Below are 25,812 nucleotides of genomic sequence, written 5' to 3'. Positions count from 1 at the left end.
CTGTTAATCGTTCCATTCTCCTCGCGGTGGTAAGGAGGGGTTACGGCGAAAGGTACGAGTTAAATCATCATCTCTATCTCGTTCCCCGTTTAACCATTGCTTAATCGCTGTTTCAATAATGCGACTAGGATCATTGGTCAGGTGTTTAATTTGTTCTAGAACTTCTGCATCAATGTTAATAGAGATTTCTACTTTATCAGCGTTTCGCTGAGTAGAGGTCGCATTATCGTTCATAATTTTTTCCCAATCTTCTCTATCCTATTGTACAAGGAAGGGAATTCATTTCGCTGATTATCTGTTACAAGTTATGGATTTATGAAAAGTTATCTTAAGCAATTGTTAAATTAGTTACTTTTGCTCTTCATAAACTGCATCAATGGATAATTCTACTTCTTGACAAGCGGCCACTGCTAAGCGATCGCATTGTTCATTTTCGGGGTGTCCGGCGTGACCTTTAACCCAGACAAATTCTACTTGATGTTGTTCACATAGGTCTAATAATCTTTGCCATAAATCAGGATTCTTGGCTTGTTCTTTTTTGTTTCTTTGCCAATCATTGGCTTGCCATTTTTTAGCCCATCCTTTGGTAATAGCATCGACTACATAACGGGAATCAGTATATAAAATTACATCACAGGGTTTATTTAGGGCTTCGAGGGCAATAATAGCGGCCATCATTTCCATACGGTTATTAGTGGTTAAACGATAACCGCCGGAGAGTTCTTTTCGGTGTTCATTGTAGGCTAAAATAATCCCGTAACCGCCTTTCCCTGGGTTGCCAGAACAAGCCCCGTCGGTATAAATTTGTACTTTGTTCATGGCGTTAATTTATCTATAGACATCATCATAATTTTTAGTTTGATTTCTCGCTTAATATATTACCAGATTTTTTCTAATTCTAAGACAAAATCCACTAACACATCTTCTCCTGATAATGTTTGAGGATTATTTAATATTTCTACTTCTTGTCCTTGTCTATAAATTTCGACCTGTTGATCTTGACGATTAATTAACCATGCTAATTTTGTCCCATTTTCTATGTATTCTTGCATCTTTTTTTGTAAGGACTTTAAATTATCACTAGGTGAACGCAATTCTACGACAAAATCAGGACATAAAGGTAAGAATTTTTGACGTTGTTCTTGGGTTAAATTTTCCCACTTTTTTTTAGGTATCCAAGCAGCATCAGGGGATCTATCGGCACCGTTGGGAAGCTTAAACCCTCCTGAAGAATCAAAAGCTATCCCGGTTTGATTTTTATCTGTCCATATTCCTAATTGTTGTATAATTCTGAGGTTTCTATTGCTAGTTTCTCCTCCCGTTGGTGGCATAATTACCATATCTCCATTGATATTTCTTTCAAACCTAAGATCCCGATTATCTTGACACAGTTGATAAAATTGTTCATCTGTGAGTTTAAAAGATTCAAATTTGATTTCTAAAGAGTTAACCATAACTATAGCAGTTCCCATACTTGTGAGGTACATAGTTTTCTAGTTTTAGGAGTTCGGAGTTAGGAGTTCGGAGTTAGGAGTTAGATGTTAGGTGTACCTCATGAATCCGAGAAAGGCTATATTACCTCTAAATAAATTAAATTATCAGTAATATTTTAGAATAGTAGGTTACGGTGCAGATAAAAACATCATAAGTTTTTATAACAATTAAAGTCGCACCTAACCCACCCTACTATCTATCCATTGTCCATTGTTCAAAAATCAACGCCATTAACTCGGTGAATATGGAGAACATCGCTCATATTACTAATACGATTAATGATGTATTCTAACTGTTGACGATTACGGATTTCGATGCGTAAATTGATGGTAGCGGGTTTATTGCGTCCGGTTTTCACCCCTGCGTCGCAAACGTTAACATGATGGTCACTCAACCGTAATAAAATATCTTTGAAAACCCCAACACGATCTAAGACTTCGATTTGTACATCTACGGGATAAGTAGCTGCACCCCCGTTATCATCTAAGGTATTCCAGCGCACGGGAATAAATTGTTCTCCTGGGATATTTTCGATATTAGAACAACTTTGGCTATGGATAGAGATACCTCGGTTTCCTCTAGTGACTACGCCAATAATGGGGTCTCCGGGCAGGGGAGTACAACAACCTGCAATATGATAAACTAGCCCTTCTACTCCTAAAATGGGGGATTTATTGGGTTTAGTGGGACAGGAGGGAGAAGGAGACGCGGTAGGTAGGGCTATGTCTGAGTCTTCTTCTTTTTGCTGAGTGACTGTTACTTCTCTGACACGGTTAACCACTTGGTTGAGGGTGATACCTCCATAACCTAAACCTGCTAATAAATCATCCACTGATTGGTAGTTACACTTTTGGGCGACGGTTAGCATGGGTTCAGACTTTAATAAAGCTTCAAAGCCATTTTTGCCCAATTCTTTTTCTAAGATTTCCCGTCCCCTAGCCATGTTTTCCTCTCGACGCGATCGCTTAAACCACTGACGGATACGGTTACGGGCCGTGGGAGTAACAACAAAGTTTAACCAGTCTAAACTGGGATGACAGTTCTTTTGGGTAATAATTTCCACAATATCCCCATTTTGTAGGGGTTGATCTAAAACAGACCATCTCCCATTAATTCTGGCCCCTTTCATCTGGTTACCTACTTCTGTGTGGATGCGATAGGCGAAGTCTACGGCGGTTGCTCCCCTTGCTAGGGCGATCACATCCCCATTGGGGGTAAATACATACACATCATCATCAAAAAGGTTATCTTTGAGGTTGTCTACATATTCTTGATCGTCTTTGAGGTCATTTTGCCAGTCTAGAAGTTGTCGTAACCAGGTAAATTTTTCGTCTTCGTCGGAGAACTGAGTATGATCGGAGCCTCCAGTTTCTTTATATTTCCAGTGTGCTGCAATTCCATATTCGGCGATATGGTGCATCTCTAGGGTACGAATTTGAATTTCTAAGGGACGGCCATTGAGTCCCACTACCGTTGTATGTAAGGATTGATAAAGGTTGGGTTTGGGGAGTCCAATATAGTCTTTAAACCGACCCGGCATGGGTTTAAAGAGGTCGTGAACCACTGCTAAGGATCGATAACATTCTTCATTGGTTTTAACTATGATCCTTAAGGCTGCAAGGTCGTAAATTTCATGAAATCCTTTGTTTTGACGCTGCATTTTGCAATAGATTCCGTAGAGATGCTTGGGCCTTCCTTGTAACTCTTCCACTTGGATACCCATAGTATCGAGTCGCTTAGAGAGAAGCTTTTTAACGGTTTCTATACGAGTTTCGCGATCTATGCGTTTTTCTGAGACGAAATTTTGAATTTTTCTATAGTCTTCTGATTCTAGATATTTGAAGGATAAATCTTCTAATTCCCACTTTACCCGCCAAATACCTAGACGGTTAGCTAAGGGAGCAAATATTTCTTTGGTTTCCAGGGCAATGCGTCTCTGTTTATCCGGTCTGAGGGGTTCTAGAGTACGCATATTGTGGAGGCGATCGCTTAATTTCACCACAATGACACGAATATCTTTGGCCATGGCTAAAAACATCCGTCTAAAGTTTTCGGCCTGCTGTTCTGTTTTATTGGAAAAGTTAAATTTTGAGAGTTTGGTTACTCCTTCTACTAATAAGGCTACTTCTTGACCAAACCTCTGTTCTATATCTTCTACGGTGACATCCGTATCTTCTACTACATCATGGAGGAAACCAGCGGCGATCATGGCTTTGTCTCCTCCTAATTCTCTTAAAATACCAGCAACGGCCACAGGATGGGCAATATAAGGCTCTCCTGACTTACGGGTTTGTCCTTCGTGGAGTTGGTACGCAAAATTAAAGGCTCGACATATTAAGTCTACATCTGAGTTGGTTTTGTCTGACTCATGGGAGAGCAAACACTGGTTTAACCAGTCGGGAAGGGTGAGATTTTGGGGTTTACTGTCAGGAAAAGTAACTGCGTTCATAGGAGGATCAAGCTCGAAGTCTACAGAAAAAGGATGGATACGGAAATGGGCAGTAGGGTGGCTTTAACGCTTATGCTTCTCTGATGGTAAAGTCTCAGGGGTCAAACCGTTAGTTATGCTTAGTTCTACCCTGTTTTTACCATCAGTTATATCCAAACTGTCTAAAGGAAGGACATATTTTAATAATTTCAGTTTAAGGACAGATTCAGATTGGTTAAAGTCTCTCAGAAAGTTTAATATTAATTTACAAATTCTAACTTAATATGGTGTCCCATGTTACTGAAATTTTATCATCAGTTTTATCAAGAGCTTTTGCTTAAGCTCGTAAAACTGCAAAATCTGGTCTTAACTGAAGATATAGACATGATAGCGATCAAAACTACTTATGAGCAGGTCCAAACTATTTTTCAGCAACAGATTCTCAGTGTAAGCCTGGATGAGTTAGATTGTAACGCAATTCCCTTGTTGAGATCGGCACAAACAGAAATTTATAAAAATTTAAGGTTGTTAGGAACAGATTTATTATTTTTAACGTCTTCTCGTCAGGAGAAAACGACTGGGGAAAGGCTTGAGAAGGTAGAAGGAAAGGTTAAGGAATTAATCGGTTATTCTCAGGGAATTATTGAGCAATTAAAACAATGATATATAGCACTTCTCATACTTGTGAGATACAGAGTTTTCTAGTGTTAGGAGTTAGGAGTTCGGAGTTCGGAGTTCGGAGTTCGGAGGCGCGATATTAGGTGTACATATTGAGTCCGAGAAACGCTATAGTAATCAGTAAAAGCTGATTTATTGTAGTTATATTGAGAGTCTGGTAATGATTAGCAAAATTTTTATGAGTTTGCTTTGGGTTGGATTTCTTATTTATGGGTTTTTATTGGCACCTCCTGGCCAACCAGATACCATAGAATTGATCCAAAATCTTTCAACAGGAAACTGGGATAATATTAACCCTTTAATTATTAGTGTTTTTAATAGTATTGGCTTGGTTACTGTTCTTTATGCTAATCTTTTATTCATTGATGGTAGAGAGCAAAAAATTGTCGCTTGGCCGTTTGCGATCACAGGTTTAGCACTGGGTACTTTTGCCATTTTACCTTATTTTATTTTACGAGAACCTAACCCAAAATTTAGCGGTGAGAAAAATCTATTTATTAAACTTAGTGATTCTCGGTTTTTACATCTCCTTTTAACCATAACTTTGCTGGTTTTTGTTTTTTGGGGGGCTATCTCTGGAAGTTGGGTAGACTTTGTTTCTGAATGGCAAAGCAGACGTTTTATTAATGTCATGAGTTTAGATTTATTATGTCTCTGTTTAATTTTTCCTCTTATTATCAGGGATGATATGTTACGGCGAAATATTGACAGTAATACTCTATTTTGGGTAATTAGTTTAATTCCTCTGTTGGGAACTTTAGTTTATTTATGTTTTCGTCCTTCTCTACCACAAAGTGAAACTAATTAATGGTTTCGGTGGGCAAAATAAATCAATCTTGTTCATGATAATATTATATATAGCAATCAGGAATGATTCATGAGAACGTGGAGATCCCCCCTTTAGTTCCCCCCTTAATAAGGGGGGTTGGGGGGATCAGAATTCACTTAGTTCTCACAACTGATAACTGATTGCTATATTATAGTTTGCCCACCCTACAATGTTTGATTCTGTAAAAGTAATGTCTATCAAAAATGAAACATATTAATAAAATTATAAAGGGTGATTGTCTGGAAATATTACAAGAATTACCGGATAAAAGTATTGACTTAATTGTTCTTGATCCTCCTTATTGGAAAGTTGTACAACAAAAATGGGATTATCAATGGCGCACGGAAGAAGATTATCAGAAATGGTGTTTACAATGGCTGACTGAAATTGCTAGAGTTATTAAATTGTCGGGTAGTTTATATTTATTTGGTTATCTAAGAAACTTATTTTATTTGTATGAACCTATCATAAAATTAGGGTTTAATTTTAGACAACAAATTATCATAGACAAAGGAATTAAAGCTATTGGAGGACGTGCTACTAAAAATCATAAGATGTTTCCTAATGTGACAGAAAGTTTATTATTCTTTATTTATGATAGTCGTCCTTTTATTGAAAATTTTCTCAAACAAAGACAAAAAGAATTAGGATTAACTGCCCTAGAAATTAACAAAAGATTGGGAGTAAAATCTAATGGGGGTGGAATGTGGTCATTATATACAGGTAATAATATATTAGCTCAAGTTCCCACTAGAGAAATGTGGGAAAAATTAGAAAATGTCTTAGAATTTAATTATCCTTATGAAGATATTTCAAGCACTTTCAATATAGAAATGGGGTTAACGGATGTTTGGAATGATATCAATTTTTATGAAGAAAAAAGGTTACATCCTACCCAAAAACCTGTTAAATTAATAGAGAGAATTATCAGAGCAAGTAGTCATAAAAATATGATAGTTTTAGATCCTTTTATGGGATCGGGATCAACTGCGATCGCTTGTTTAAACCTGAATCGTTATTATATTGGTATTGAAAAAGAAGATAAATATATAGAGAAAATAAATTCAAGAATAGCACAAGATAAATCTAATCAGATTAGTCGTGAACAAAAAAAACAAAAGACTGACAATGAATACAATCAGCTTAGTTTGGAATTATCCTAGGGAGTTAAGGTTATTATGTAATTATTGCTTAGTGTATATGTGTTTTTTAAATTGTTGTGATTTTGATCACTGCACTAGCTTGATCCTCAATGTTACAATTTTTTACGTAATAAAACACATTGTTCCCTATTTTTACGTAGGGTTTGCTGAATAAAAGCAAAACCCTATTCTTTAAAAAGTTACACCCATATTCGCGATCGCAAAAAAGATCAGCTTTGTCGGCTACAAACCGCTATAATTGGTAGAAACACCTCCCAGTTGTTGGTCAAGAACAAATGTATCGAAAAGAGGAGCAACCTTTACCGCCCCCAGAAAAATTTGAATTACCTTTCGAGGGCAAATTGTCCCCCAATAATCGTTGGGTAATCATGGCAGAGTTGATACCTTGGGATGATTTTGAGGAAGAATATGCTAAACTTTTTTCAGCAGAAAAAGGTGCGCCAGCCAAACTATTTAGAATGGCATTAGGGACATTAATTATTAAGGAAAAATTAGGAACAAGTGATAGAGAAACTATAGAACAGATTAGAGAAAATCCCTATCTACAATACTTTATAGGTTTAAATTGTTATCAACAAGAGCCACCACTGGAATCTTCAATGCTAGTTCATTTTAGGAAAAGAATTGATGGAGAATTGATAAACAAAATCAATAAAAAAATAGTAAAAAGAGAAATAGACAAGAGTGATAAAGAAGTAAAAAAAAAGGATTGTCTCCAAGAAAAAGGAGAAAAAATAAAAAATAAAGGTAAACTAATTTTAGATGCGACTTGTGCGCCAGCAGACATCAAATACCCAACGGATTTAGGCATATTAAATCAAGCCAGAATTGAGACAGAAAGAATAATAGATAATCTTTATAAACCATTAAGAGTAAAATTGAGAAAAAAGCCGAGAACTTCTAGAAAAATTGCTAGAAAGGAATACTTAAAAGTAGCTAAAAAACGAAAAGTATCTTATCCAGAAAGAAGAAAAGCTATCGGGAAACAGTTAAAATACCTTAAGAAAAATTTAGGAAATATAGAAGACTTAATTCAAGCTGGGGCTTCCTTGGAAAATCTGAGTAAAAGACAGAAAAATTGTCTAGAGACTATCAAAAAAGTTTATGAACAACAACAGTCAATGTGGGAGAATAAGACCCAGAGTGTTCCTCAAAGAATTGTAAGTTTAACTCAACCGCATATTCGTCCAATAGTGAGGGGAAAAGTAGGAAAACCAATAGAGTTTGGAGCTAAACTCTCAGTAAGCTGTGTAGATAACTATGTGTTTCTATACAAAATAAGTTTGGAAAACTTCAATGAATCTTGTCATTTAAAAGAACAAGTAGAAAAGTATAAAGAAACGTTTGGCTATTATCCCGAATCCGTCCATGTAGATAAAATTTATCGAACTAGGGAAAACAGAAATTGGTGTAAGGAAAGAGGGATAAGAATCAGTGGTCCGAAGTTAGGAAGACCTCCGAAAAATGTCAGTGAAGAAGAAAAGAAACAAGCCCACTCCGATGAATGCTTCCGTAATGCTATTGAGGGAAAGTTTGGACAAGCTAAACGAAGATTTAGCCTAAATCTCGTGATGACAAAACTCCCTGAAACCTCCATTACATCTATTGCTATTACATTTTTAGTTGTCAATCTTTCTAAACTTCTGAGGCAGTTTTTGTCGCTTTTTTTGTCCTTATTTACTAATAATAGAACAGGGGAACTCATCAAACCGCCTTTCATTAATTTTGATTATACTTTAAACAATTTTTATGTACTAAAACTTATTGATTTGTCAGAAAATTCTTGGTCAAAAGTGGCATAAATTTTGGAGAAACTTTTTCAGCAAACCCTAATTAACCCCTGCTAATCAAGCAATAGCAAGGGGATATTAATTCAATATCTACCCTCTCTGTTTGAGGAAATTCAAAACCTGTCTTAGTTGTTTCTTGAGTAGATCAATTTCCCCTTGCATGGTACTCACTTGTTGACGGAGATAAATAATTTCTTGGGCCATAGCAGCACTATCCTTTGTACCCCCTGTGGATTGAGAGGATGCCACTGGTTTTTCTTTGGGCTGAGGATGCTTCCTTGATTTGGCCATGGCATCTTTAATAGCCTCAAGTAGCTGCTTTTTCTCAAAGGGTTTTTCAATAAAAGAAAAATATTCAAAGGGTTCAGTTAGTTTTTCAACTACTTCTTCTTTTCGCCCTGACATCAAGACAAGAGGAATTTTTTTGAGATCGTATTCTTTTTGAACTTCTTGATACACATCCCAACCACTCATTTTAGGTAGCAGGAAATCCAACATAATCAGATTTGGTTTTTCACTACGGATGAGATTGTATCCCTCAACACCATCTTTGGCTTCGAGGACTCTAAAATTGCTTTCTGGCAACATATCTTTAACCCGCATCCGGATTACTTTACTATCATCAATGACGAGTATTTTATGTGCTGACACAGTAAACTCCCTTTCAAGCGTTAATTCAATGGTCTGTGAGGTAATTATCTTCACCCTTAACGGTGATAGTTTGGTTATCTCTCCTTACTAAGATTCCCCAAAACCTTCTTAAACTAACAACCTTCAACGGAAAAACTTTACTCGCTTGATTTGCCTTGTTGCTCTGCTGCCTCTACTGCTCGGTTAAAAAATTCATCTGTTGTTTCAAATTTAATCTTAATGGTTCCTTTTTCTTGATCTCCTTCTAAACTTCTATATTCTTCTTTCTCTTCAGCGATAAACTGGGCAACTGCTTTATAAATGGTATCCCTTGTATTGGTGCTTACCTTGCCTACAGGTTTGGGTAATACTCTATCCCCCAACAGGATGAAAGCAATGGCAAATACTATGCTAACTTGTAGAATAACTCCTAAGTTAATTGAAATTCTCACCATAATTTACCTATAAAAACTAAACTCTTCATGTTTCTTCTAATAATGTTATACTCGCTTTTCCTATCTTATGTCGTGCAATCTGTCAAAGACAACTGTGATCATAATCAGGGAATGATGGGTAACGGGACAAAGGTTTTTAGCATTTTGCGAATTTTTAGTAAAAAAATCAGATTTTGTAATTTTGAGTCAATTTCAGGTGGATAGGGACGTTGGGCTAATTTTTCCTTAATTTCAGCGTATTCTGCCGCGCTTAGTGGTTCCCCATCTAAAGGCGATCGCCCTTCGGTAATAATTTCTTGGCGCAAAATTTCTTCAGGAATGTCCTCTGGGGGGGGTAAAGCGACCCCTGCTTCTAAAAACATCATTTGTAGGGCTAAACTGAGGGGTATGACCCGATAAAGTGAGGAATTAACCATGATTTTTTCTCCTATGCAGACAATCCTGGGGGTAAGGCTTCCCCACAGATATTATGAATGGTAGCAATTTTTTCAAATAACCAAGGATAGGTTTGACGATAATAGGGTATTAATGCCAGGGGACTCAGTAAAGCTGCGGCTGTAATGTCTGCTATGCTCAAGCGATCGCCCAATAGGTAAGGCTGGTTTTTCCAGTGAGAAAAAACATTCATGGCGTTTTCTAGGCGTTTTTGGGCTAATTCTACGGTTGTCGGGGTTATTCCGTATTGACGACGCACAATGTTGATCACCAGTTGACTGGATAGGGAGGGATCAATTGATTTTCCTTCCCCTGCACGATAATGATAATAGACAAAACGGGTAGCTGTGCCAATGCTTTCGTCTAACCAGTCTTCTAAGAGTAAAGCTTGGTTTTGTTGGTTGGGATCACATAGCATTAAAGGGCGATCGCTTTGATAGGTTTCGAGATAGTTAAAAATGCGAGTTGAGTCGGCGATCGCTTCGGGTTCCCCTGTTTTTTGAGGCTGTAAAACGGGGACAGTGGTTAACCCTGTAAGTGGTTTTAGTTTAACAATATGCAATCCTGGGGTTAAGTTTTCGACTTGATAAGGTATTTTTTTATAACCTAGTGCTAGTCTTGCTTTGCGGCAGTAATGAGACGTACTAAATTGTAAGAGTAACATATTTTTTCTCTGTTCATTTTTCGCTATCAACTTTGATTGCGTCTTGCATCTTTTCTAACCATTCTAATAAACTTTCTAGTTGTTTTTGAGGTTTCATTACTCCTAATCCCCTGACAGTAACTTTTTTGGGACTATAAACAAAGCGCGATCGCAGATGTTCGGGGATTTTTTCTTGTAATAATTTCCAAGCTGGTTCTTCCATTGGTGTTTCTAAGACTATATGTTGTTTTCCTTCTGGTTTAATGCGAGAAAATCCCAAAGATTTTGCTAATTGTTTGAGTTCAATAACTTGTAATAATTGTTGTACGGGAACTGGTAATTTTCCGTAGCGATCGCTCCATTCTGCTGCAATTTGGCTTAATTCTTTCTGAGAATTAGCCACAGCGATCGCACGATAAGCAGACATTTTTTGTTCCATATCGGGAATATAATCCGTAGGAATAAAAGCAGTTAATTGTAAGTCAACTTGAGTATCTTCTACTTTGGGAATTTCTTGACCTTGAATTTCTCGGATAGATTCTTGTAACATTTCCATATATAATTCAAAGCCAATAGACTCCATTTGTCCTGATTGTTCGGCACCCAATAAGTTACCAACTCCACGAATTTCCATGTCACGAGTTGCTAATTGATACCCCGAGCCTAGTTGACTAAATTCTTGTAAAGCTCTTAGTCTTTTTCGTGCCGTTTCTGTTAGTTCTGATTTACTGGGATAGAGTAACCAAGCGTGTGCTTGAATTCCGGCTCTGCCTACTCTTCCTCTAAGTTGATATAGTTGTGCTAAACCAAATTTTTGAGCGTCTTCTACAATGATTGTATTAACCCGAGGAATATCTAAACCTGACTCAACAATGGTAGTACAAACCAGAATATCTGCATCCCCATTGTTAAACCCCAACATGGTCATTTCTAACTCATTAACATCCATTTGACCATGGCCTATGGCCATTCTCGCACTGGGAACCATTCTCTTTATTTGGGCTGCTACTTCTTCAATTCCTTCCACTCTAGGAACTACATAAAAAACTTGTCCTCCTCTGTCTAATTCATTACGAATAGCGTTTCTCACAGCATCAGGATTATAGCGAGATAAATGGGTTTTAATGGGGCGACGAGAGGGCGGAGGCGTAGTAATCAAGCTCATTTCCCGTATTCCTGATAAGGACATATATAATGTTCTGGGAATCGGTGTTGCGCTTAAAGTAAGAACATCAATATGACTTTTCATATCTTTTATTTTCTCTTTCTGATTAACTCCAAATCTTTGTTCTTCGTCTATAACTAATAAGCCTAAGTCATTAAATTTGACACTTTTTCCTAATAGTTGCTGAGTGCCAACAACAATATCTAATTCTCCTGTGGATAAGCGTTGAATAATCTCTTTTTTCTCTGAGGCAGTGCGAAATCTATTTAATAGTCCAATATTGATAGGATAGGGGGCAAATCTTTCTTTTAGAGTATGATAGTGTTGTTGGGTTAAAATGGTAGTGGGAGCTAAAAATACTACTTGTTTATGACCACTTGTAACGGCTTTAAAAATTGCTCTCACAGCAACTTCTGTCTTGCCAAAACCTACATCACCACACACTAATCTATCCATAGGGCGATCGCTTTCTAAGTCTATTTTCACTTCTTGTATCGCTTTTAGTTGATCTGGGGTGGGTTGATAAGGGAAGGAGTCTTCTAATTCCTGTTGCCAGGGAGTATCAAGGGGATAGGTAAACCCTATATTTTTAGCTCTTTTTGCATATAAATTTATCAGATCAACCGCTAATTTCCTAATATTTTTACGTACTTTTTGTTTAGATTTTTGCCAGGTTTTACCTGTCATTTTATGGAGTTTGGGAGGTTTGGATTCAGTATGGCGATAACGGGATACACTATCGAAAGAATCCGCGGGAATTCTCAAAATTCCGTCTTCATATTGTACTACCAAATATTCACGGGTAGCTAAACTTTCTAACTTCAAAAATTTACCTATGCCATGACTTTTATGCACTACATAATCCCCTTGGTGTAGTTGTTGTAAGTCAACTTTTTTGGAAGTAGCACGACGACGCTTCCTAATATACCCTGCTGTAGCTAAAACGTGCTGTCCAAAAAATTCTTTATCCGTGACTACAACAATACGAAATGTGGGTAAAATGAATCCTTCTAATTCTGCTAAACCTGAATATTTTAAGGCGATCGCTGTATCTTGAATATGAGACTTATTAATAGCTGGATAGTCACGAGGATTAGGAATAAATTGTGCTTGACAATCGTGTTCTTGCAATAGAGAAACCGTCCGAGAGGGTTGCGCTGAAATTAACCAAGTGGCATATTTATTTAGACTCATACCACTATAAATTTCTCGTTTTCCTCTTAATATTTCTGCAAGTTTAGCAAATTGATGGGGAGTTGTTGGTAGAGGGCGACTTGATAAATCTAAGGCGTTTTTATTATTAACTTCTGATAGTTCGTATAAATATAGTTTAGGTAATTTTTCTGCCAACTGAAAAGAGTCATCAAAACTTCGATGAACCTTGGGTAATGATTTTTCATTATTTTCCCATTGTTCTTCTATATAGTCTAACCAGCGATCACTATGGGAGCGACATTGTTCAATTTCATCGAAAACGCAGAGAGTATTAGGTTCTAAATAGTCTAAAATAGAGCTAGGTTCCTCGAAAGCTATTCCTAAAAATCGCTGCATTCCTGGAGGATAATTGTAATTATCTATCCCTTCTTTTTCCTGTTCTGATAAATAATCATCTAAATTATAGTTATTCTCTTTGATTTTGTTAGCAATGATTGTATTAAAACCAATAGGTGTTAACAAAATTTGCTCTAATTTATCCAGCGATCGCTGAGTTGATGGATCGAATTCTCTAATTTTTTCTAATTCATCTCCAAACCATTCTAGTCTGATAGGAATCTCTGAAGAAACTGGGAAAATATCAACAATGTCACCCCGACGACTCCATTGACCTTCTACTTCTACTAAATTAACCCTTTCATATCCTAATCTAACTAATTTTCCGTCAAATTCTTTTGATTTTTCTGTCATTTCTTCCTGTATATTTAAACAATAGTCATGAAAAATATCAGGAGGTATTAAATGAGGCTGTAGAGCTTTTTCAGTGGTAACAATAGCATAATTATTGTTATTATCTTTTAATCTATTCAGATTTGATAATACCTGCATTTGTCCCCAGACCATTTCTGATTCAGGGTTCAAAGGTTCGTAGGGAGATGCTTCAGATGTTGGATAAAAATTGACGGTTTGCCATCCCATTATTTCTAGTTGTGCTGTCCATCTTCCTGCTTCTTCTAAAGTAGCACAAATAACCAATAGGTTGTCTTCTTTAGACTGAGCTAAAGCAGAAGAAACTAACCCTTTTGGCAGTCGATTAATTCCTTTTAATCCTAATTCATTATTTTCCTTAAGTTTGCCCAATAATTCTTTGGTTAAAGGAGATTTTTGTAGGGTACGAATCAGAGAAGAAAAAACCATAATCAATAAGAAGTCCGTTTATCACTTAAGTATAGCATATAGGTCTTAACCAAGTCAGAAGTCAGAAGTCAGAAGTCAGAAGTTGTTTTTGAAACAGAGATTTATGCTCCGCTTCAAAAACTATGCGCCTTAAAAGGCGGGGTTTTAGACCCAACTATTTTCGATAATTATTAAATTTTTACAAAATATTTAACATAATAATATTTAAAGTCATTAATCCAAAAATAATACCTGAATTAATTTTCACCACTACTGATAAGAAATTCCTATTTCAATCTCAATACAGCCGTATTTGATAGTCAAAGAAGCGAAAAAATTTTAAACTAGAGGTTGATCTTTAGCCCCTTATTGAATAGATTATATGCTTACCCGTCGTTCTTTTCTCACCACTACAGGAATTTTAGCATTAGGACATCTTTTATCAAGTTGTGCTAGTTCTGGTGCTGATTTACGGGTATTATTGTTAAAGGGTTCTGTTCCCCCTCAATTGCTTAAGCTTTTTCGTCAAGAAATCTCTTCAGGATCATCTCTTGATTTTAAACCTCAAGGCCAATTAAAGGAACTGTTTTCTTTGTTAGAAACCTGGCAGGATAAAGATGAGGAAAACAAAGGTTTATTGGCAGATTTACCCCAAATACCCCTAATTAATCCTCCACCTCCTTCTATTAGTGATTTTGTGACTTTGGGAGATGTTTGGTTAGGGGAGGCCATTGAAAAAGAGTTAATCGATCCCTTAGATATAGCTGAGATTGAAAATTGGCAAACTCTACCTTCTCGCTGGAAAAATTTAGTTAAACGGGATAGACAAGGGAATTTACAGGAAAATGGCTTAATTTGGGGCGCACCTTATCGTTGGGGAACTACTTTAATAGCTTATCGCTCTGATAAACTGGACTGGCAACCCCAAGATTGGTCTGATTTATGGGATGAGCGATTAAGCGATCGCATTTCTATGGTAAACCAACCCAGAGAAATTATTGGGTTGACTTTGAAACAGCTAGGAAAGTCTTACAACACAGAAAATTTAGAGGAAGTACCTGAGTTAAAAAGTGAACTTTTAAACCTCAATAAACGAGTAAAATATTATAGCGATCAACATTATTTACAACCTTTAGTGGTGGGGGATGTTTGGGTAAGTGTAGGATGGTCTAATGAAATTATTCCCTTGATGGCTAAAAGTCCTAATATTAAAGCAGTCGTTCCCACTTCTGGGACTGCTATTTGGTCAGATATTTGGGTAAAACCAAAAGCAAAAGAAACAGAAACAGAATTATCTGAAATTGCTAAACAATGGCTTAATTTTTGCTGGCAACCTCAAGCAGCTAGGTTGATGTCTTTGTTTGCTGATGCTGCCTCTCCTGTGATCAATACAATAGATAAAGATGAACTTGAGCCTGATATTACTAATAATCCTTTGTTGTTTATTGACTCAGCTATTTTTGACAAATGTGATTTTTTAGAACCTTTATCCAAACAAAGTAAAGAACAATATATTAACCTTTGGAAAGAAGTGAGAAACAGTTAAAACTGTATATCCCACCTAAGTTCGACATAAGCCAATTTATACACAACTGATTTACATCAAGAGTCTTAAACCCTGGTTATCTCATGGAAAAAACTTCAACTCCGAACTCCTAACTCCTAACACCGAACTCAGGTATCCCGCCTAAGTCTTCATCGAAAAATTGGGTCTGAAACCCCGTCCTTCTTGATGCAGCGCGGTCTTGATGGAAACCACCAAGACCGCGCTGCATCAAGAAGGACGGCTTTGCTCTTTTAGTATAGCATTCTTACAAATAATGTGTTAAAATGTAAGGCATGAAAGAACGTGCCTACAAGTTCCGCTTTTACCCAACCACCGACCAAGAAAACCTCTTGCGACGGACAATGGGCTGTGTTCGTTTAGTGTATAACAAAGCGTTAGGGCTACGCACCAAAGGTTGGTATGAAAGACAGGAACGAATAGGTTACAGCCAAACATCAAGCCTGTTAACTGAGTGGAAAAAGGAAGAGGATTTAGATTTTTTGAATGAAGTTAGTTGTGTTCCATTACAACAGTGTTTAAGACACCTTCAGACAGCTTTTACTAACTTTTGGGCAAAACGAGCCAAATATCCTAACTTTAAGAAAAAGAGAAATGGAGGGAGTGCAGAATTTACCAAGTCTGCTTTTAAATGGAGAGATGGCAAGCTATTTTTAGCTAAGTGTAAGGAGCCTCTAAATATAGTCTGGAGTCGCTTTTTACCTCAAGATAGTACCCCATCTACAGTAACAATTAAACTAGACCCATCTGGGCGTTGGTTTGTATCAATTTTAGTTAAAGATCCTACTGTCAAACCATTACCAAAAACGGACAAAAAAGTAGGTATTGATGTAGGAATTACTAGCTTAATCACCACTAGCAACGGAGAGAAAGTAGGTAATCCTAAACAGTTTAACCGCTTGTACAAAAAGCTCAGAAGAAAGCAAAAGGCTTTGAGCCGGAAAACCAAAGGCTCAAATAACCGATATAAAGCAAGTCTAGAGGTAGCTAAAGTACACGCTCAAATTAAAGATGCTCGTAAGGATCTTCTGCACAAGCTAACTACTAAACTTGTGCGAGACAACGACCTAATTGCTATAGAAGACTTAGCTATTAGAAATATGCTCAAGAACCATAAGTTAGCTAGGTCAATTAGTGATGCCAGTTGGGGAGAGTTTAACCGTCAATTAGAATACAAATGTGAGTGGTATGGCAAAGAATTAGTCAAAATTGACCGCTATTTTCCTAGTAGTAAACGCTGTGGAAATTGTGGTTACATTGTAGATAAATTGCCGTTAAATATTAGGGAATGGGAATGCCCTGAATGTGGGACGAACCATGACCGTGACATTAACGCATCTCAAAATATTTTGGCCGCAGGGCTTGCGGTGTCAGTCTGTGGAGCGAGTATAAGACCTGAAGAGAGTAAATCTCGGAAGGCAACTGCATTGAAGCAGAAATCTAAATCGTGAGGCTTAGGAATCACCGCACTTTTAGGGCGGTGAGGATGTCAAATTATTCTTCCATAGTTGATGAACTCCTTTGCACTAAACCTGTAATAATAGCTAGGGCAAAAACCCCGAGTAAAGCTAACCCTAATAAGAGTTTACCTCCTTCTAGTAGTCCGGCACCTAAAGCAACAATAGGGGGATTAGAAATAGCAATACTGATAACTAAAGCAGGGGCAAATTTCCGCCAAGAGGCTTGAGTTAGTCCCACACCATAACAAACAAAATCAAAAAAACCTGTCATTAAAAATCCAGTTAATAGGAAAAAATTATGCTCTAAATGACTTTGACTTAAGTGATCAATTTTGTTGATAAATTTCGTTCCTACTAACTTTTGTACTAAGTCACGGCCATAACGTCTAGATAGAGAAAAACTCAAGGAACATGATAGTAAGTCCGCTAGACAAATAACCAAAAGACCTTTTGTAAAGCCTAATAGTCCCCCTGATAAGACAGAATAGGCGGTTCCTGGCAAAGCTGGAATAACAACGCTAGTGAAGCGCAAGAGAAAGATCCCTATAGGAACCCAGTTTCCTAACCCTTCCACTCGTGTTCTCAGTTGTGTGACTCCGTAATGGTTGATCGTTATAGTAATTAAGATAATTAAGGCAAAGATAGCCAGAAAACGCAGAATTTTTTTCATAATAATTGTAATATAGAATCATTATAATATGGATGAAAAGAATAGGGTAAATTCTAGTAAATTAGTAATTATTGTAGTCTTTGCTTATTAAGTATTTTAACTTATTCCTAATGAATATATTTATGGATAAATATAAAATAGGATAAGGATAAAATAAAGTTACGGTGGGCAATTAAACAATATTTTTTGAATGAAATTTTTACTTATCTAAATTGCCCACCCTACCAGTTCAATTACACTAAAAGCATTGCATTCTTTTCCTCAAAAATGCGCTCAATAACTGCTTCCACTATCTTATCTGGAGTTGATGCACCAGAGGTTACACCAACAAGAATTTGACCTTCGGGCAACCAGTTTTCTTGAGTTTCTATGACTTTTTCTAAGGGTTTATGTTCAATTTTGTTCCCCTGCAAAATACGCTGATCGCTATCAATATGATAAGAAAGTATACCTCTTTCGATAGAAATCTCCTGTAAATGAGTGGTATTAGAAGAATTAAAACCCCCAATAACTACCATTAAATCAACATCTTCTTCTACTAAATTTAACATAGCATCTTGACGCTCTTGGGTAGCATCACAAATGGTATTAAAACTCATGAAATGCTGATTTAGTTGGGTGGGTCCATACTTTTTCAATAGGGTGCTTTCAAAAAGTTTACCTATTTGTTCTGTTTCACTTTTTAACATGGTGGTTTGATTAGCCACTCCCAACTTTACTAAATCTTTGTCGGGATCAAATCCTTCTGAATGAGCATTTTTAAACTTATCTAAAAATTCCTCTTTGTCTCCACCATGAACGATATAATCACAGACGTATTGTGCTTCTTTGAGGTTTAAAACCACTAAATAAGTCCCTGCAAATGAACTGGTGGCTACGGTTTCTTCGTGACGGTATTTACCATGAATAATGGAGGTGTATTCTTTTTTCTTATGTCTTTCTACAGAACTCCAAACTTTAGAAACCCACGGACAAGTAGTATCTACAATGACACAATTTCTATCGTTTAATAACTTCATTTCGGTTACACTTGCACCGAAAGCAGGTAAGATCACCACATCTCCTGTGTTGACTACTGAAAAATCTTTGCTCCCATTAATTACTTGAATAAAACCAACATTCATCTCTAACAAACGTTGATTAACTGATGGGTTATGGATAATTTCATTGGTTATCCAAATTTTTTCTTGTGGAAAATGTTGACCGGTTTCGTAGGCCATAGCAACAGCCCTTTCCACTCCCCAACAAAAGCCAAAAGACTCTGCTAGTTTAATGGTAACGTTTCCTTCTTGCCATTGATAATTATTCTCACGAATTTGTTGAATAAGAGAACTTTGATACTCTGTGTTCATAGTCCCCATGACTTCTGTTTCGTGGCCAAACCCTTTACGGTGATAGTTGCCAGATTTGTGCAGGGAACGTTTAAAAGCTTTTGTATCCATAAAATGATGTAGTGTTAATTATCTATTGATCAATTATTGACTATCTTATCTCAATGAGCAAATTTATTTCTAGATACTGCTGACCTTTGATTTATAATCGGTAGCATAGTCTTCTAGACTGTGACAAGTAAACTGCTTGTGTTACAATTTAAACGAGGGTCAATGACATTGAAAACTTGCTCGATTGTTCTTACACTATTTTGACTGTTGTTGTTGATATTTTACCCAAGTTCAGCAATAGCCCAAGATATTAGTGATGGGTCGAAGATTTTTACTATTCACTGCGCTGGATGTCATCCCAATGGGAAAAATATTATTCGACGGGGTAAGAATTTAAAATTAAAGGCATTGAAAAAAAATAAAGTCGATACCTTGGACTCTATTATGAATTTAGTTAGCTACGGAAAAAATAATATGTCAGCTTACGAGGAAAGACTGACACAAAATGAAATTAAGGCCGTCTCTCAATATATACTGGATAAAGCCCAAAATAACTGGCGAAATTGATAATATTTATTTAGCTTTCTGTTGTCTCTTCTTTCTGGATTAATAATTGAATAGCTAATAAAATTAAACCAAAGGCAACAAAGAAAAAAACAAATGTACCTAATGAAGCAACACCCGTCACTAAAGTTCTCACTAACGATCCAATTCTTAACACTAAAGGATTAGAAGATGTTAAGGGTTTACTGGCAAAAGTTTGGATGATTGAACCGGTTAGGGTGTACAGTGCATAACCCAAAGACCCCGAAATAGTAGCCCCTATTAAACAGTTGCTAGGGGTTGGCTTTTTCGGGTTGGTTTTTTCTGAGGAGTCACTCATAGGAAAAATTACAGCATTATATGAACCATCATAGCACATTGAATGCTAAATTATCAACTAAAAATGCCCACTTATCGGCAATTTCTTCTATTAATTTTGTAGTGGGTTTTCCTGCACCATGACCTGCTTTTGTTTCAATACGAATTAAAACAGGTTTTTCTCCATCATGAGCGTTTTGTAAGGCTGCTGCAAACTTAAAACTATGTGCTGGAACTACTCTGTCATCGTGATCTGCTGTAGTAATCATAGTAGCTGGATAAGCTGTATTTGCTGTTAAATTATGTAAAGGGGAATAGGCTAAAAGTGTCTTAAATTCTTCTTCATTTTCAGAACTTCCATACTCTGGACACCAAGCCCAACCAATTGTAAATTGATGAAAACGTAGCATATCTAACACACCAACTGCTGGCAAAGCTGCCGCATACAATTTAGGTTTTTGTGTCAGACAGGCACCTACTAATAAACCGCCGTTACTACCACCACCAATGGCTAATTTTTGGGAAGATGTATAGTTATTTTTGATTAACCATTCAGCAGCAGCAATAAAGTCATCAAAGACATTTTGTTTCTTATCTTTCATTCCTGCTTGATGCCATTCTTCTCCGTATTCCCCTCCTCCTCTTAGGTTAGGAACAGCATAAACTCCTCCCATTTCCATCCAAACTAAGTTACTAATAGAAAAATTGGGAGTTAAAGAAACATTGAAACCACCATAAGCATAGAGATAAGTTGGGTTGTTTCCATCTATTTTTAACCCTTTTTTATGAGTGATAAACATAGGTATTTTTGTGCCGTCTTTACTTTTGTAAAATACTTGTTTTATTTCATAATTATGAGGATTGAAATCTACGTTTGGTTGACAAAATATTTCACTTTCTCCTGTTATCATGTCGTAACGATAAACAGTGCTAGGAGTGGTGAAACTGGTAAAAGAATAAAAGGTTTCGGTGTCCTCTTTTTTGCCATCAAATCCCCCAACTGAACCAATTCCAGGTAAGCTAACATTGCGGAGCAAGTTACCCTGTAAATCATGAATTTTAATAGCAGACTTAGCATCTTGAAGATAATCACAAACAAACTGATTATTCAAAATACCAACCCCTTTTAAAGCTTCGTTACTTTCTGGGATAATTTCTTGCCAGTTTTCTGGCTGTGAGTTATCAATATCAATAGCGATTACTTTACCTTTAGGTGCGTTTAAATCAGTACGAAAGTAAAACTTTGAACCTTTGTTATCAATGAAGCTATAATCTGCTTCAAACTGGTTAATGAGTTCAATTATTTTGCTATTTTCCTGGCTTAAATTTTTATAAAAAACTAGATTTTTAGTATCGGTTCCTTGCCAAACACTGATAATTAAATATTGTCCATCTTCGGTAACTCTTCCACTAAAACCCCATTCTTTTTCATCGGGACGTTCATAAATTAATACATCTTCATCCTGGGAAGTTCCCAACTTATGATAGTAAAGTTTTTGATAGTGGTTTATGTCTTCTAATTTTGTTTTTTCCTTGGGTTGATTATAACGACTATAGAAGAAACCTTGATTATCTTTTGTCCAAGATGTACCAGTAAACTTAGTCCATTTGAGGTGATCCGATAAGTCTTTTCCTGTTTCTATTTCTCTCACTTTCCATTCTACCCAATCTGATCCAGATGTGGATAAACCGTAGGCTAAATATTGGGCATTTTCTGAGATAGATAAAACTGACAAAGCGACGGTTCCATCTGTGGTAATGGTGTTAGGATCTAATAGTATTTTAGGATCACCATCAAGACTTTTGATAGTGTATAAAACACTTTGATTCTGTAGACCATTATTTTTAAAATAGAAGTATCTGTCTGCTTTTTTGAAGGGAATACCGTACTTTTCATAATCCCAAAGTTTAGTTAAGCGTTGTTTTATTTTTTCTCTAGCTGAAATAGTGGATAAATAATCAAAAGTGAGTTTATTTTGGGCTGTGATCCATACTTTTGTTTCTTCTGAGTCGGGGTTTTCTAACCAACGATAGGAATCTTTTATTTCCACACCATGATAAACATCAGTCACGTCTTGTTGTGGGCTGCTAGGATAAGAAAAGTTGGGTGACATCTTTCGATATTTGTGTAAGTATAATTATTGTTAATAATTTTATGCTAAAAACTCGACTAAAGAGGTCAACTTATCCCAAGCTGCCCCACTTTTAAGGATATCTTTAGCTTTTTCTACTGCTTTTTGATGCTCACACCAAGGAACCACATCACCTACTTGCAACGCTAAACCAGCATTAACCGCCACCGCATCCTGTTGTGCAGAAGTGCCTTTTCCCTGTAAGACATCCGTCAAAATACTAGCATTTTCCTCCACATTGCCTCCTTTTAATGCAGTTAAAGGAGTAGAAGTTAAACCCAAGCTTTGAGGGTTTATCTCTCCTAAATTTACCTCACCTTCTTTCAAAAATGCCACATCGGTAACGTCTCCTAACCCGGCTTCGTCTAAAGTTTCTCTACCATGTAAAACCATTCCTTGAGCAATACCTAATTGATGTAAAGCTTCGGCCATGGGACGAATAAACCGAGGATGATAAACCCCAATAATTTGACCTGTGGGACGTAAAGGGTTAACCAAAGGCCCCAATAAATTAAAAATAGTGCGAACTTTGAGAGTTTTCCGCAAAGGTGCAACGTGCTTCATGGCAGGGTGCCAACCTGGGGCAAATAAGAAGGTAATACCTACCTCTTCCAAGGCTTCGGCCACCTTTTCGGGGGTAGCTGCCAGTTTAACCCCTAAATATTCTAAAACATCAGCAGAACCAACTTTACTAGAAGCCGAACGGTTACCATGTTTAGCCACTTTTACCCCGGCTGCGGCTGCTACAAAAGCCACCGCCGTAGAAATATTAAAAGTTGATGCCCCATCCCCTCCGGTGCCACAGGTATCGATAACAGGGACATTATGAACTATTGCCGTTTCTTGCAGAGACTGTTGTTGCAACACTCTGGCCATTCCTGCGAGTTCATCTCCTGAAACCCCTTTGCCTTGAAGTGTCACTAAAATAGCCCCGGATAACACAGGGGGAATGGTTTCATCCAACCACCCTTGCATCAGTTGGCCTGCTTGAGTCTGAGAAAGGGAATCACCATCAAGGAGTTGTTGTAGTAAACTTTGGGTAAATTCTAAAGAATCTTGAGTAATCATTACTAATAACTGATAACTGATAACTGATAACTGGTAACTGAAATGAAAATATTAGCGAACTAAACGGGAATACTAACCATAGAGAGTCAATATTGATCCTATGACATCAGCGCACAGGTCCCGAAAAACCATTGCAGTCACAGAGACTGGCAAAGGAAAACTGAGAAAAGCCCAAAACCGAAACGGTGGTAAACGTATCACCTATGAAGACATAGAGGAAACCCTAAACTGTCGGGTATCTCGTAGTACGATTGAACGATTTTTTCGGGGTAAAGCCGTGGATATTGACAATGCCATTAGCATTGTAGAAGTATTGGGCTTAGACTTGGAAGAAGTTGTTGATGTTGCCATTTATGAGAACATGAGGCTAAGGTGATTTCTGATCAAGAAGATACCTAATGATCCCCCCTAACCCCCCTTTTAAAGGGGGGAAATAACTGGAAAAGCAGGTATATTTTATTCTGGAAATCACCTAAGGTAGCCAGGGATATTGCCGAAAATTAGGGGGACGCTTCTCTAAAAAGGCTTGTTTCCCTTCTGCTCCTTCTTCTGTCATATAGTAGAGTAACGTGGCATTTCCTGCCAACTCTTGTAACCCAGCTTGTCCATCACAGTCAGCATTAAAAGCGGCTTTGAGACAACGAATGGCAATAGGACTTTTAGTTAATATTTCTGTTGCCCACTGCACCCCTTCTGATTCTAATTGTTCTACAGGAACCACACAATTAACTAAACCCATTTCTAAAGCCTGTTGGGCGTTATACTGACGACACAGAAACCAGATTTCTCTGGCTTTTTTTTGTCCCACAATACGGGCTAAATAACTGGCACCAAAGCCACCGTCAAAACTCCCAACTTTCGGGCCTGTTTGCCCAAAAATAGCATTATCCGCAGCAATGGTAAGGTCACAGATCAGGTGTAAAACATGACCCCCACCGATGGCATATCCGGCTACTAAACCAATCACCACTTTAGGAAGAGATCGGATCAATCGCTGTAAGTCTAGCACGTTTAAACGGGGAACTCCGGCCTCGTCTACATAACCTGCTTGCCCACGCACACTTTGATCTCCACCGGAACAAAAAGCATATTTTCCGTCTGTATGTGGTCCTGCCCCAGTGAGTAATATTACCCCAATGGTACTATCTTCTCTGGCATCACAAAAGGCATCGTATAATTCAAAGACGGTTTTGGGGCGAAAAGCGTTGCGTTTGTGGGGACGGTTAATGGTGATTTTCGCTATCCCATCCGCTTTATCATACAAGATATCTTCGTAAGTTTTGGCAATTTGCCAGGTTGTTTCCATCAGCTAAGAAAAAATAACCTTCAGTCCTCTATTAAACCATAATTTGAATTAGAAAATTGGAAATTTATATAACATAATTTGTCAATCAAAATTTACAAAAATTCAATAGTAAGATTAACCTAATTAATGCTTAAACTATAGCAATCAGTTATCAGTTGTGAGAATTAAGTGAATTCTGATCCCCCCACTACCCCCCAACCCCCCTTATTAAGGGGGGAACTAAAGGGGGGATCTCCAAGTTCTCATGAATCATTCCTGATTGCTATATAAAAAAACTATTAAGAAATGGTAGGATCAATATTATACATCTATCAAAACTAGATAAATTAATAATGAAAAAACAAATCAGCGAACAAAACATAAAGCTTATTCAAGCGGCGCAACTGACTAAACAAGCATCAAGATCATACCAACAGGGAAACTATTCAAAGGCTATACTGCAAACAAAAGAAGCATTAGAAATACGAAAAAATATTTTAGGAAATGAGCATATAGATGTGGCAGTTAGTCTGAATCATCTAGCCACATTATATAATGCTCAAGCTAACTATTCTGAAGTAGAAAATTTACTAAAACAAGCAATTGAACTTTATAAAAAAAATCTGGGAGAACAACATCCTTATGTAGCAACTCCACTCAATAACTTAGCTCTTTTATACAATGCTCAAGGAAAATATTATCAAGCAGAATCTGGTTTTAAAGAAGCACTTGCAATCAGCAAAAAAAACCGAGGAGAGGAGCATATAGATGTGGCGACTGCACTCAATAATTTGGCTCTTTTATATAATGGTCAAAAAAGATATACTCAAGCAGAACCTCTTTTTAAGCAGTCACTTGAGATTAGGAAAAAGCTACAGGGAGAGGGGGATATAGAGGTGGCGACTGCACTCAATAATTTAGGACTTTTATATAATTATCAACGCCGATATTCAGAGGCAGAATCTCTTTTTAAACAGGCACTAGAATTGAGCAGAAAATTACTAGGAGAAGAGAATCATTATGTAGCAGGTAGCCTCAATAATCTAGGAACATTATACAATGAGCAAAGACAATTTACTGAAGCAGAACCCTTTTATCAAAAGGCACTTGTAATTTATCAAAAAATACTAGGAGAAAAACACCCTTATTTGATCCAAACCTTTTCTAATCTGGCAACATTATACAATAATCAAGATAAATATCCTGAAGCAGAAACTTTTTATCAACAGGCCATTGAACTAAGTAAAGAACTATTAGGAGAAAATCATCCTAATACAAAAAAAATTATGCAACATTATCTATCAATGAAATATCGCATGAGTTAAATTATTGTACATTATTAAATATGT

24 protein-coding genes are annotated in these 25,812 nt (G+C 37.0%); 9 read left to right on the top strand and 15 right to left on the bottom strand.

The window, feature by feature from the left end; genetic code table 11:
- Positions 1–3: 3 nt before the first annotated feature.
- The 4 genes from CWATDRAFT_RS08065 to CWATDRAFT_RS08050 all read right to left on the bottom strand — a co-directional run bounded on the left by CWATDRAFT_RS08065 (position 4) and on the right by CWATDRAFT_RS08050 (position 3,943).
- Positions 4–234 (bottom strand): type II toxin-antitoxin system CcdA family antitoxin, encoded by a 231-nt coding sequence (locus CWATDRAFT_RS08065; protein WP_007304539.1) that lies wholly within the window; start codon positions 232–234, stop codon positions 4–6.
- A 114-nt stretch (positions 235–348) separates the two neighbouring features.
- Positions 349–819: a ribonuclease HI gene (gene rnhA / locus CWATDRAFT_RS08060; protein ID WP_007304538.1), complete on the bottom strand. Its 471-nt coding sequence runs from the start codon at positions 817–819 to the stop codon at positions 349–351.
- 59 nt (positions 820–878) lie between these two features.
- Positions 879–1,454, bottom strand: coding sequence for a Uma2 family endonuclease (locus tag CWATDRAFT_RS08055; protein ID WP_007304537.1), 576 nt, complete (start codon positions 1,452–1,454; stop codon positions 879–881).
- Positions 1,455–1,708: 254 nt separating this feature from the next.
- Positions 1,709–3,943: a RelA/SpoT family protein gene (locus CWATDRAFT_RS08050; RefSeq protein ID WP_007304536.1), complete on the bottom strand. Its 2,235-nt coding sequence runs from the start codon at positions 3,941–3,943 to the stop codon at positions 1,709–1,711.
- A 273-nt stretch (positions 3,944–4,216) separates the two neighbouring features.
- Between CWATDRAFT_RS08050 and patD the strand changes: the two genes are divergently transcribed.
- From patD to CWATDRAFT_RS08030, 4 genes are all read left to right on the top strand, one after another.
- On the top strand, positions 4,217–4,585 hold the full coding sequence (gene patD, locus CWATDRAFT_RS08045; RefSeq protein WP_007304535.1) for a heterocyst frequency control protein PatD: 369 nt from the start codon (positions 4,217–4,219) through the stop codon (positions 4,583–4,585).
- 175 nt (positions 4,586–4,760) lie between these two features.
- The gene (locus CWATDRAFT_RS08040) at positions 4,761–5,408 is read left to right on the top strand and encodes a hypothetical protein (RefSeq protein WP_007304534.1); all 648 of its coding nucleotides are present in this window, start codon (positions 4,761–4,763) and stop codon (positions 5,406–5,408) included.
- Positions 5,409–5,632: 224 nt separating this feature from the next.
- Positions 5,633–6,592 (top strand): DNA-methyltransferase, encoded by a 960-nt coding sequence (locus tag CWATDRAFT_RS08035; RefSeq protein WP_007304533.1) that lies wholly within the window; start codon positions 5,633–5,635, stop codon positions 6,590–6,592.
- A 275-nt stretch (positions 6,593–6,867) separates the two neighbouring features.
- The gene (locus tag CWATDRAFT_RS08030) at positions 6,868–8,394 is read left to right on the top strand and encodes an IS5-like element ISCwa2 family transposase (protein ID WP_007304532.1); all 1,527 of its coding nucleotides are present in this window, start codon (positions 6,868–6,870) and stop codon (positions 8,392–8,394) included.
- Between the two features lie 78 nt (positions 8,395–8,472).
- Here CWATDRAFT_RS08030 and CWATDRAFT_RS08025 read toward each other — a convergent pair whose 3' ends face one another.
- From CWATDRAFT_RS08025 to mfd, 5 genes are all read right to left on the bottom strand, one after another.
- Entirely contained in the window at positions 8,473–9,033 is a 561-nt protein-coding gene (locus CWATDRAFT_RS08025; protein WP_007304531.1) for a response regulator, read from the bottom strand.
- 137 nt (positions 9,034–9,170) lie between these two features.
- Positions 9,171–9,467, bottom strand: a complete 297-nt coding sequence (locus CWATDRAFT_RS08020) for a hypothetical protein (RefSeq protein ID WP_007304530.1) — start codon at positions 9,465–9,467, stop codon at positions 9,171–9,173.
- Positions 9,468–9,571: 104 nt separating this feature from the next.
- A complete protein-coding gene (locus CWATDRAFT_RS08015; protein ID WP_007304529.1) occupies positions 9,572–9,883 on the bottom strand; it encodes a hypothetical protein in 312 nt (103 codons plus the stop codon).
- An 11-nt stretch (positions 9,884–9,894) separates the two neighbouring features.
- A complete protein-coding gene (locus CWATDRAFT_RS08010; protein ID WP_007304528.1) occupies positions 9,895–10,566 on the bottom strand; it encodes a glutathione S-transferase family protein in 672 nt (223 codons plus the stop codon).
- 13 nt (positions 10,567–10,579) lie between these two features.
- Positions 10,580–14,062 carry a transcription-repair coupling factor gene (gene mfd, locus CWATDRAFT_RS08005; protein ID WP_007304527.1) on the bottom strand — a complete coding sequence of 1,161 codons (3,483 nt, stop codon included), beginning with the start codon at positions 14,060–14,062 and terminating at the stop codon, positions 10,580–10,582.
- 361 nt (positions 14,063–14,423) lie between these two features.
- On the opposite strand from mfd, the gene CWATDRAFT_RS08000 reads away from it, so the two are divergent.
- Positions 14,424–15,587, top strand: a complete 1,164-nt coding sequence (locus tag CWATDRAFT_RS08000; RefSeq protein ID WP_007304526.1) for an extracellular solute-binding protein — start codon at positions 14,424–14,426, stop codon at positions 15,585–15,587.
- 293 nt (positions 15,588–15,880) lie between these two features.
- Positions 15,881–17,056, top strand: a complete 1,176-nt coding sequence (locus CWATDRAFT_RS07995; RefSeq protein ID WP_007304525.1) for an RNA-guided endonuclease InsQ/TnpB family protein — start codon at positions 15,881–15,883, stop codon at positions 17,054–17,056.
- 43 nt (positions 17,057–17,099) lie between these two features.
- On the opposite strand, the gene CWATDRAFT_RS07990 is transcribed toward CWATDRAFT_RS07995, so the two are convergent.
- Positions 17,100–17,735 (bottom strand): TVP38/TMEM64 family protein, encoded by a 636-nt coding sequence (locus tag CWATDRAFT_RS07990; RefSeq protein ID WP_007304524.1) that lies wholly within the window; start codon positions 17,733–17,735, stop codon positions 17,100–17,102.
- 233 nt (positions 17,736–17,968) lie between these two features.
- Positions 17,969–19,177: a 4-hydroxy-3-methylbut-2-enyl diphosphate reductase gene (locus CWATDRAFT_RS07985; protein ID WP_007304523.1), complete on the bottom strand. Its 1,209-nt coding sequence runs from the start codon at positions 19,175–19,177 to the stop codon at positions 17,969–17,971.
- Between the two features lie 207 nt (positions 19,178–19,384).
- Here CWATDRAFT_RS07985 and CWATDRAFT_RS07980 point away from each other — a divergent pair, with 207 nt between their 5' ends.
- The gene (locus CWATDRAFT_RS07980) at positions 19,385–19,684 is read left to right on the top strand and encodes a c-type cytochrome (protein ID WP_007304522.1); all 300 of its coding nucleotides are present in this window, start codon (positions 19,385–19,387) and stop codon (positions 19,682–19,684) included.
- A gap of 10 nt (positions 19,685–19,694) precedes the next feature.
- Here CWATDRAFT_RS07980 and CWATDRAFT_RS07975 read toward each other — a convergent pair whose 3' ends face one another.
- From CWATDRAFT_RS07975 to trpD, 3 genes are read right to left on the bottom strand one after another with little or no spacing between them, the layout of a single operon-like run.
- Positions 19,695–20,000, bottom strand: coding sequence for a DUF3082 domain-containing protein (locus tag CWATDRAFT_RS07975; protein WP_035825477.1), 306 nt, complete (start codon positions 19,998–20,000; stop codon positions 19,695–19,697).
- A 28-nt stretch (positions 20,001–20,028) separates the two neighbouring features.
- Complete coding sequence (locus CWATDRAFT_RS07970) at positions 20,029–22,092, bottom strand: prolyl oligopeptidase family serine peptidase (protein WP_007304520.1); 2,064 nt, start codon at positions 22,090–22,092, stop codon at positions 20,029–20,031.
- 39 nt (positions 22,093–22,131) lie between these two features.
- Entirely contained in the window at positions 22,132–23,175 is a 1,044-nt protein-coding gene (gene trpD, locus CWATDRAFT_RS07965) for an anthranilate phosphoribosyltransferase (RefSeq protein ID WP_412093210.1), read from the bottom strand.
- A gap of 103 nt (positions 23,176–23,278) precedes the next feature.
- Between trpD and CWATDRAFT_RS07960 the strand changes: the two genes are divergently transcribed.
- A complete protein-coding gene (locus CWATDRAFT_RS07960) occupies positions 23,279–23,554 on the top strand; it encodes a helix-turn-helix domain-containing protein (RefSeq protein WP_007304518.1) in 276 nt (91 codons plus the stop codon).
- Positions 23,555–23,650: 96 nt separating this feature from the next.
- On the opposite strand, the gene menB is transcribed toward CWATDRAFT_RS07960, so the two are convergent.
- Positions 23,651–24,484, bottom strand: coding sequence for a 1,4-dihydroxy-2-naphthoyl-CoA synthase (gene menB, locus CWATDRAFT_RS07955; RefSeq protein ID WP_007304517.1), 834 nt, complete (start codon positions 24,482–24,484; stop codon positions 23,651–23,653).
- 332 nt (positions 24,485–24,816) lie between these two features.
- On the opposite strand from menB, the gene CWATDRAFT_RS07950 reads away from it, so the two are divergent.
- On the top strand, positions 24,817–25,788 hold the full coding sequence (locus CWATDRAFT_RS07950) for a tetratricopeptide repeat protein (RefSeq protein WP_007304516.1): 972 nt from the start codon (positions 24,817–24,819) through the stop codon (positions 25,786–25,788).
- The last annotated feature ends 24 nt before the right edge of the window (positions 25,789–25,812 follow it).

It is taken from the genome of Crocosphaera watsonii WH 8501 (assembly GCF_000167195.1).
Lineage (GTDB): Bacteria > Cyanobacteriota > Cyanobacteriia > Cyanobacteriales > Microcystaceae > Crocosphaera > Crocosphaera watsonii.
This window is presented reverse-complemented; position numbering and strand designations above follow the sequence as displayed.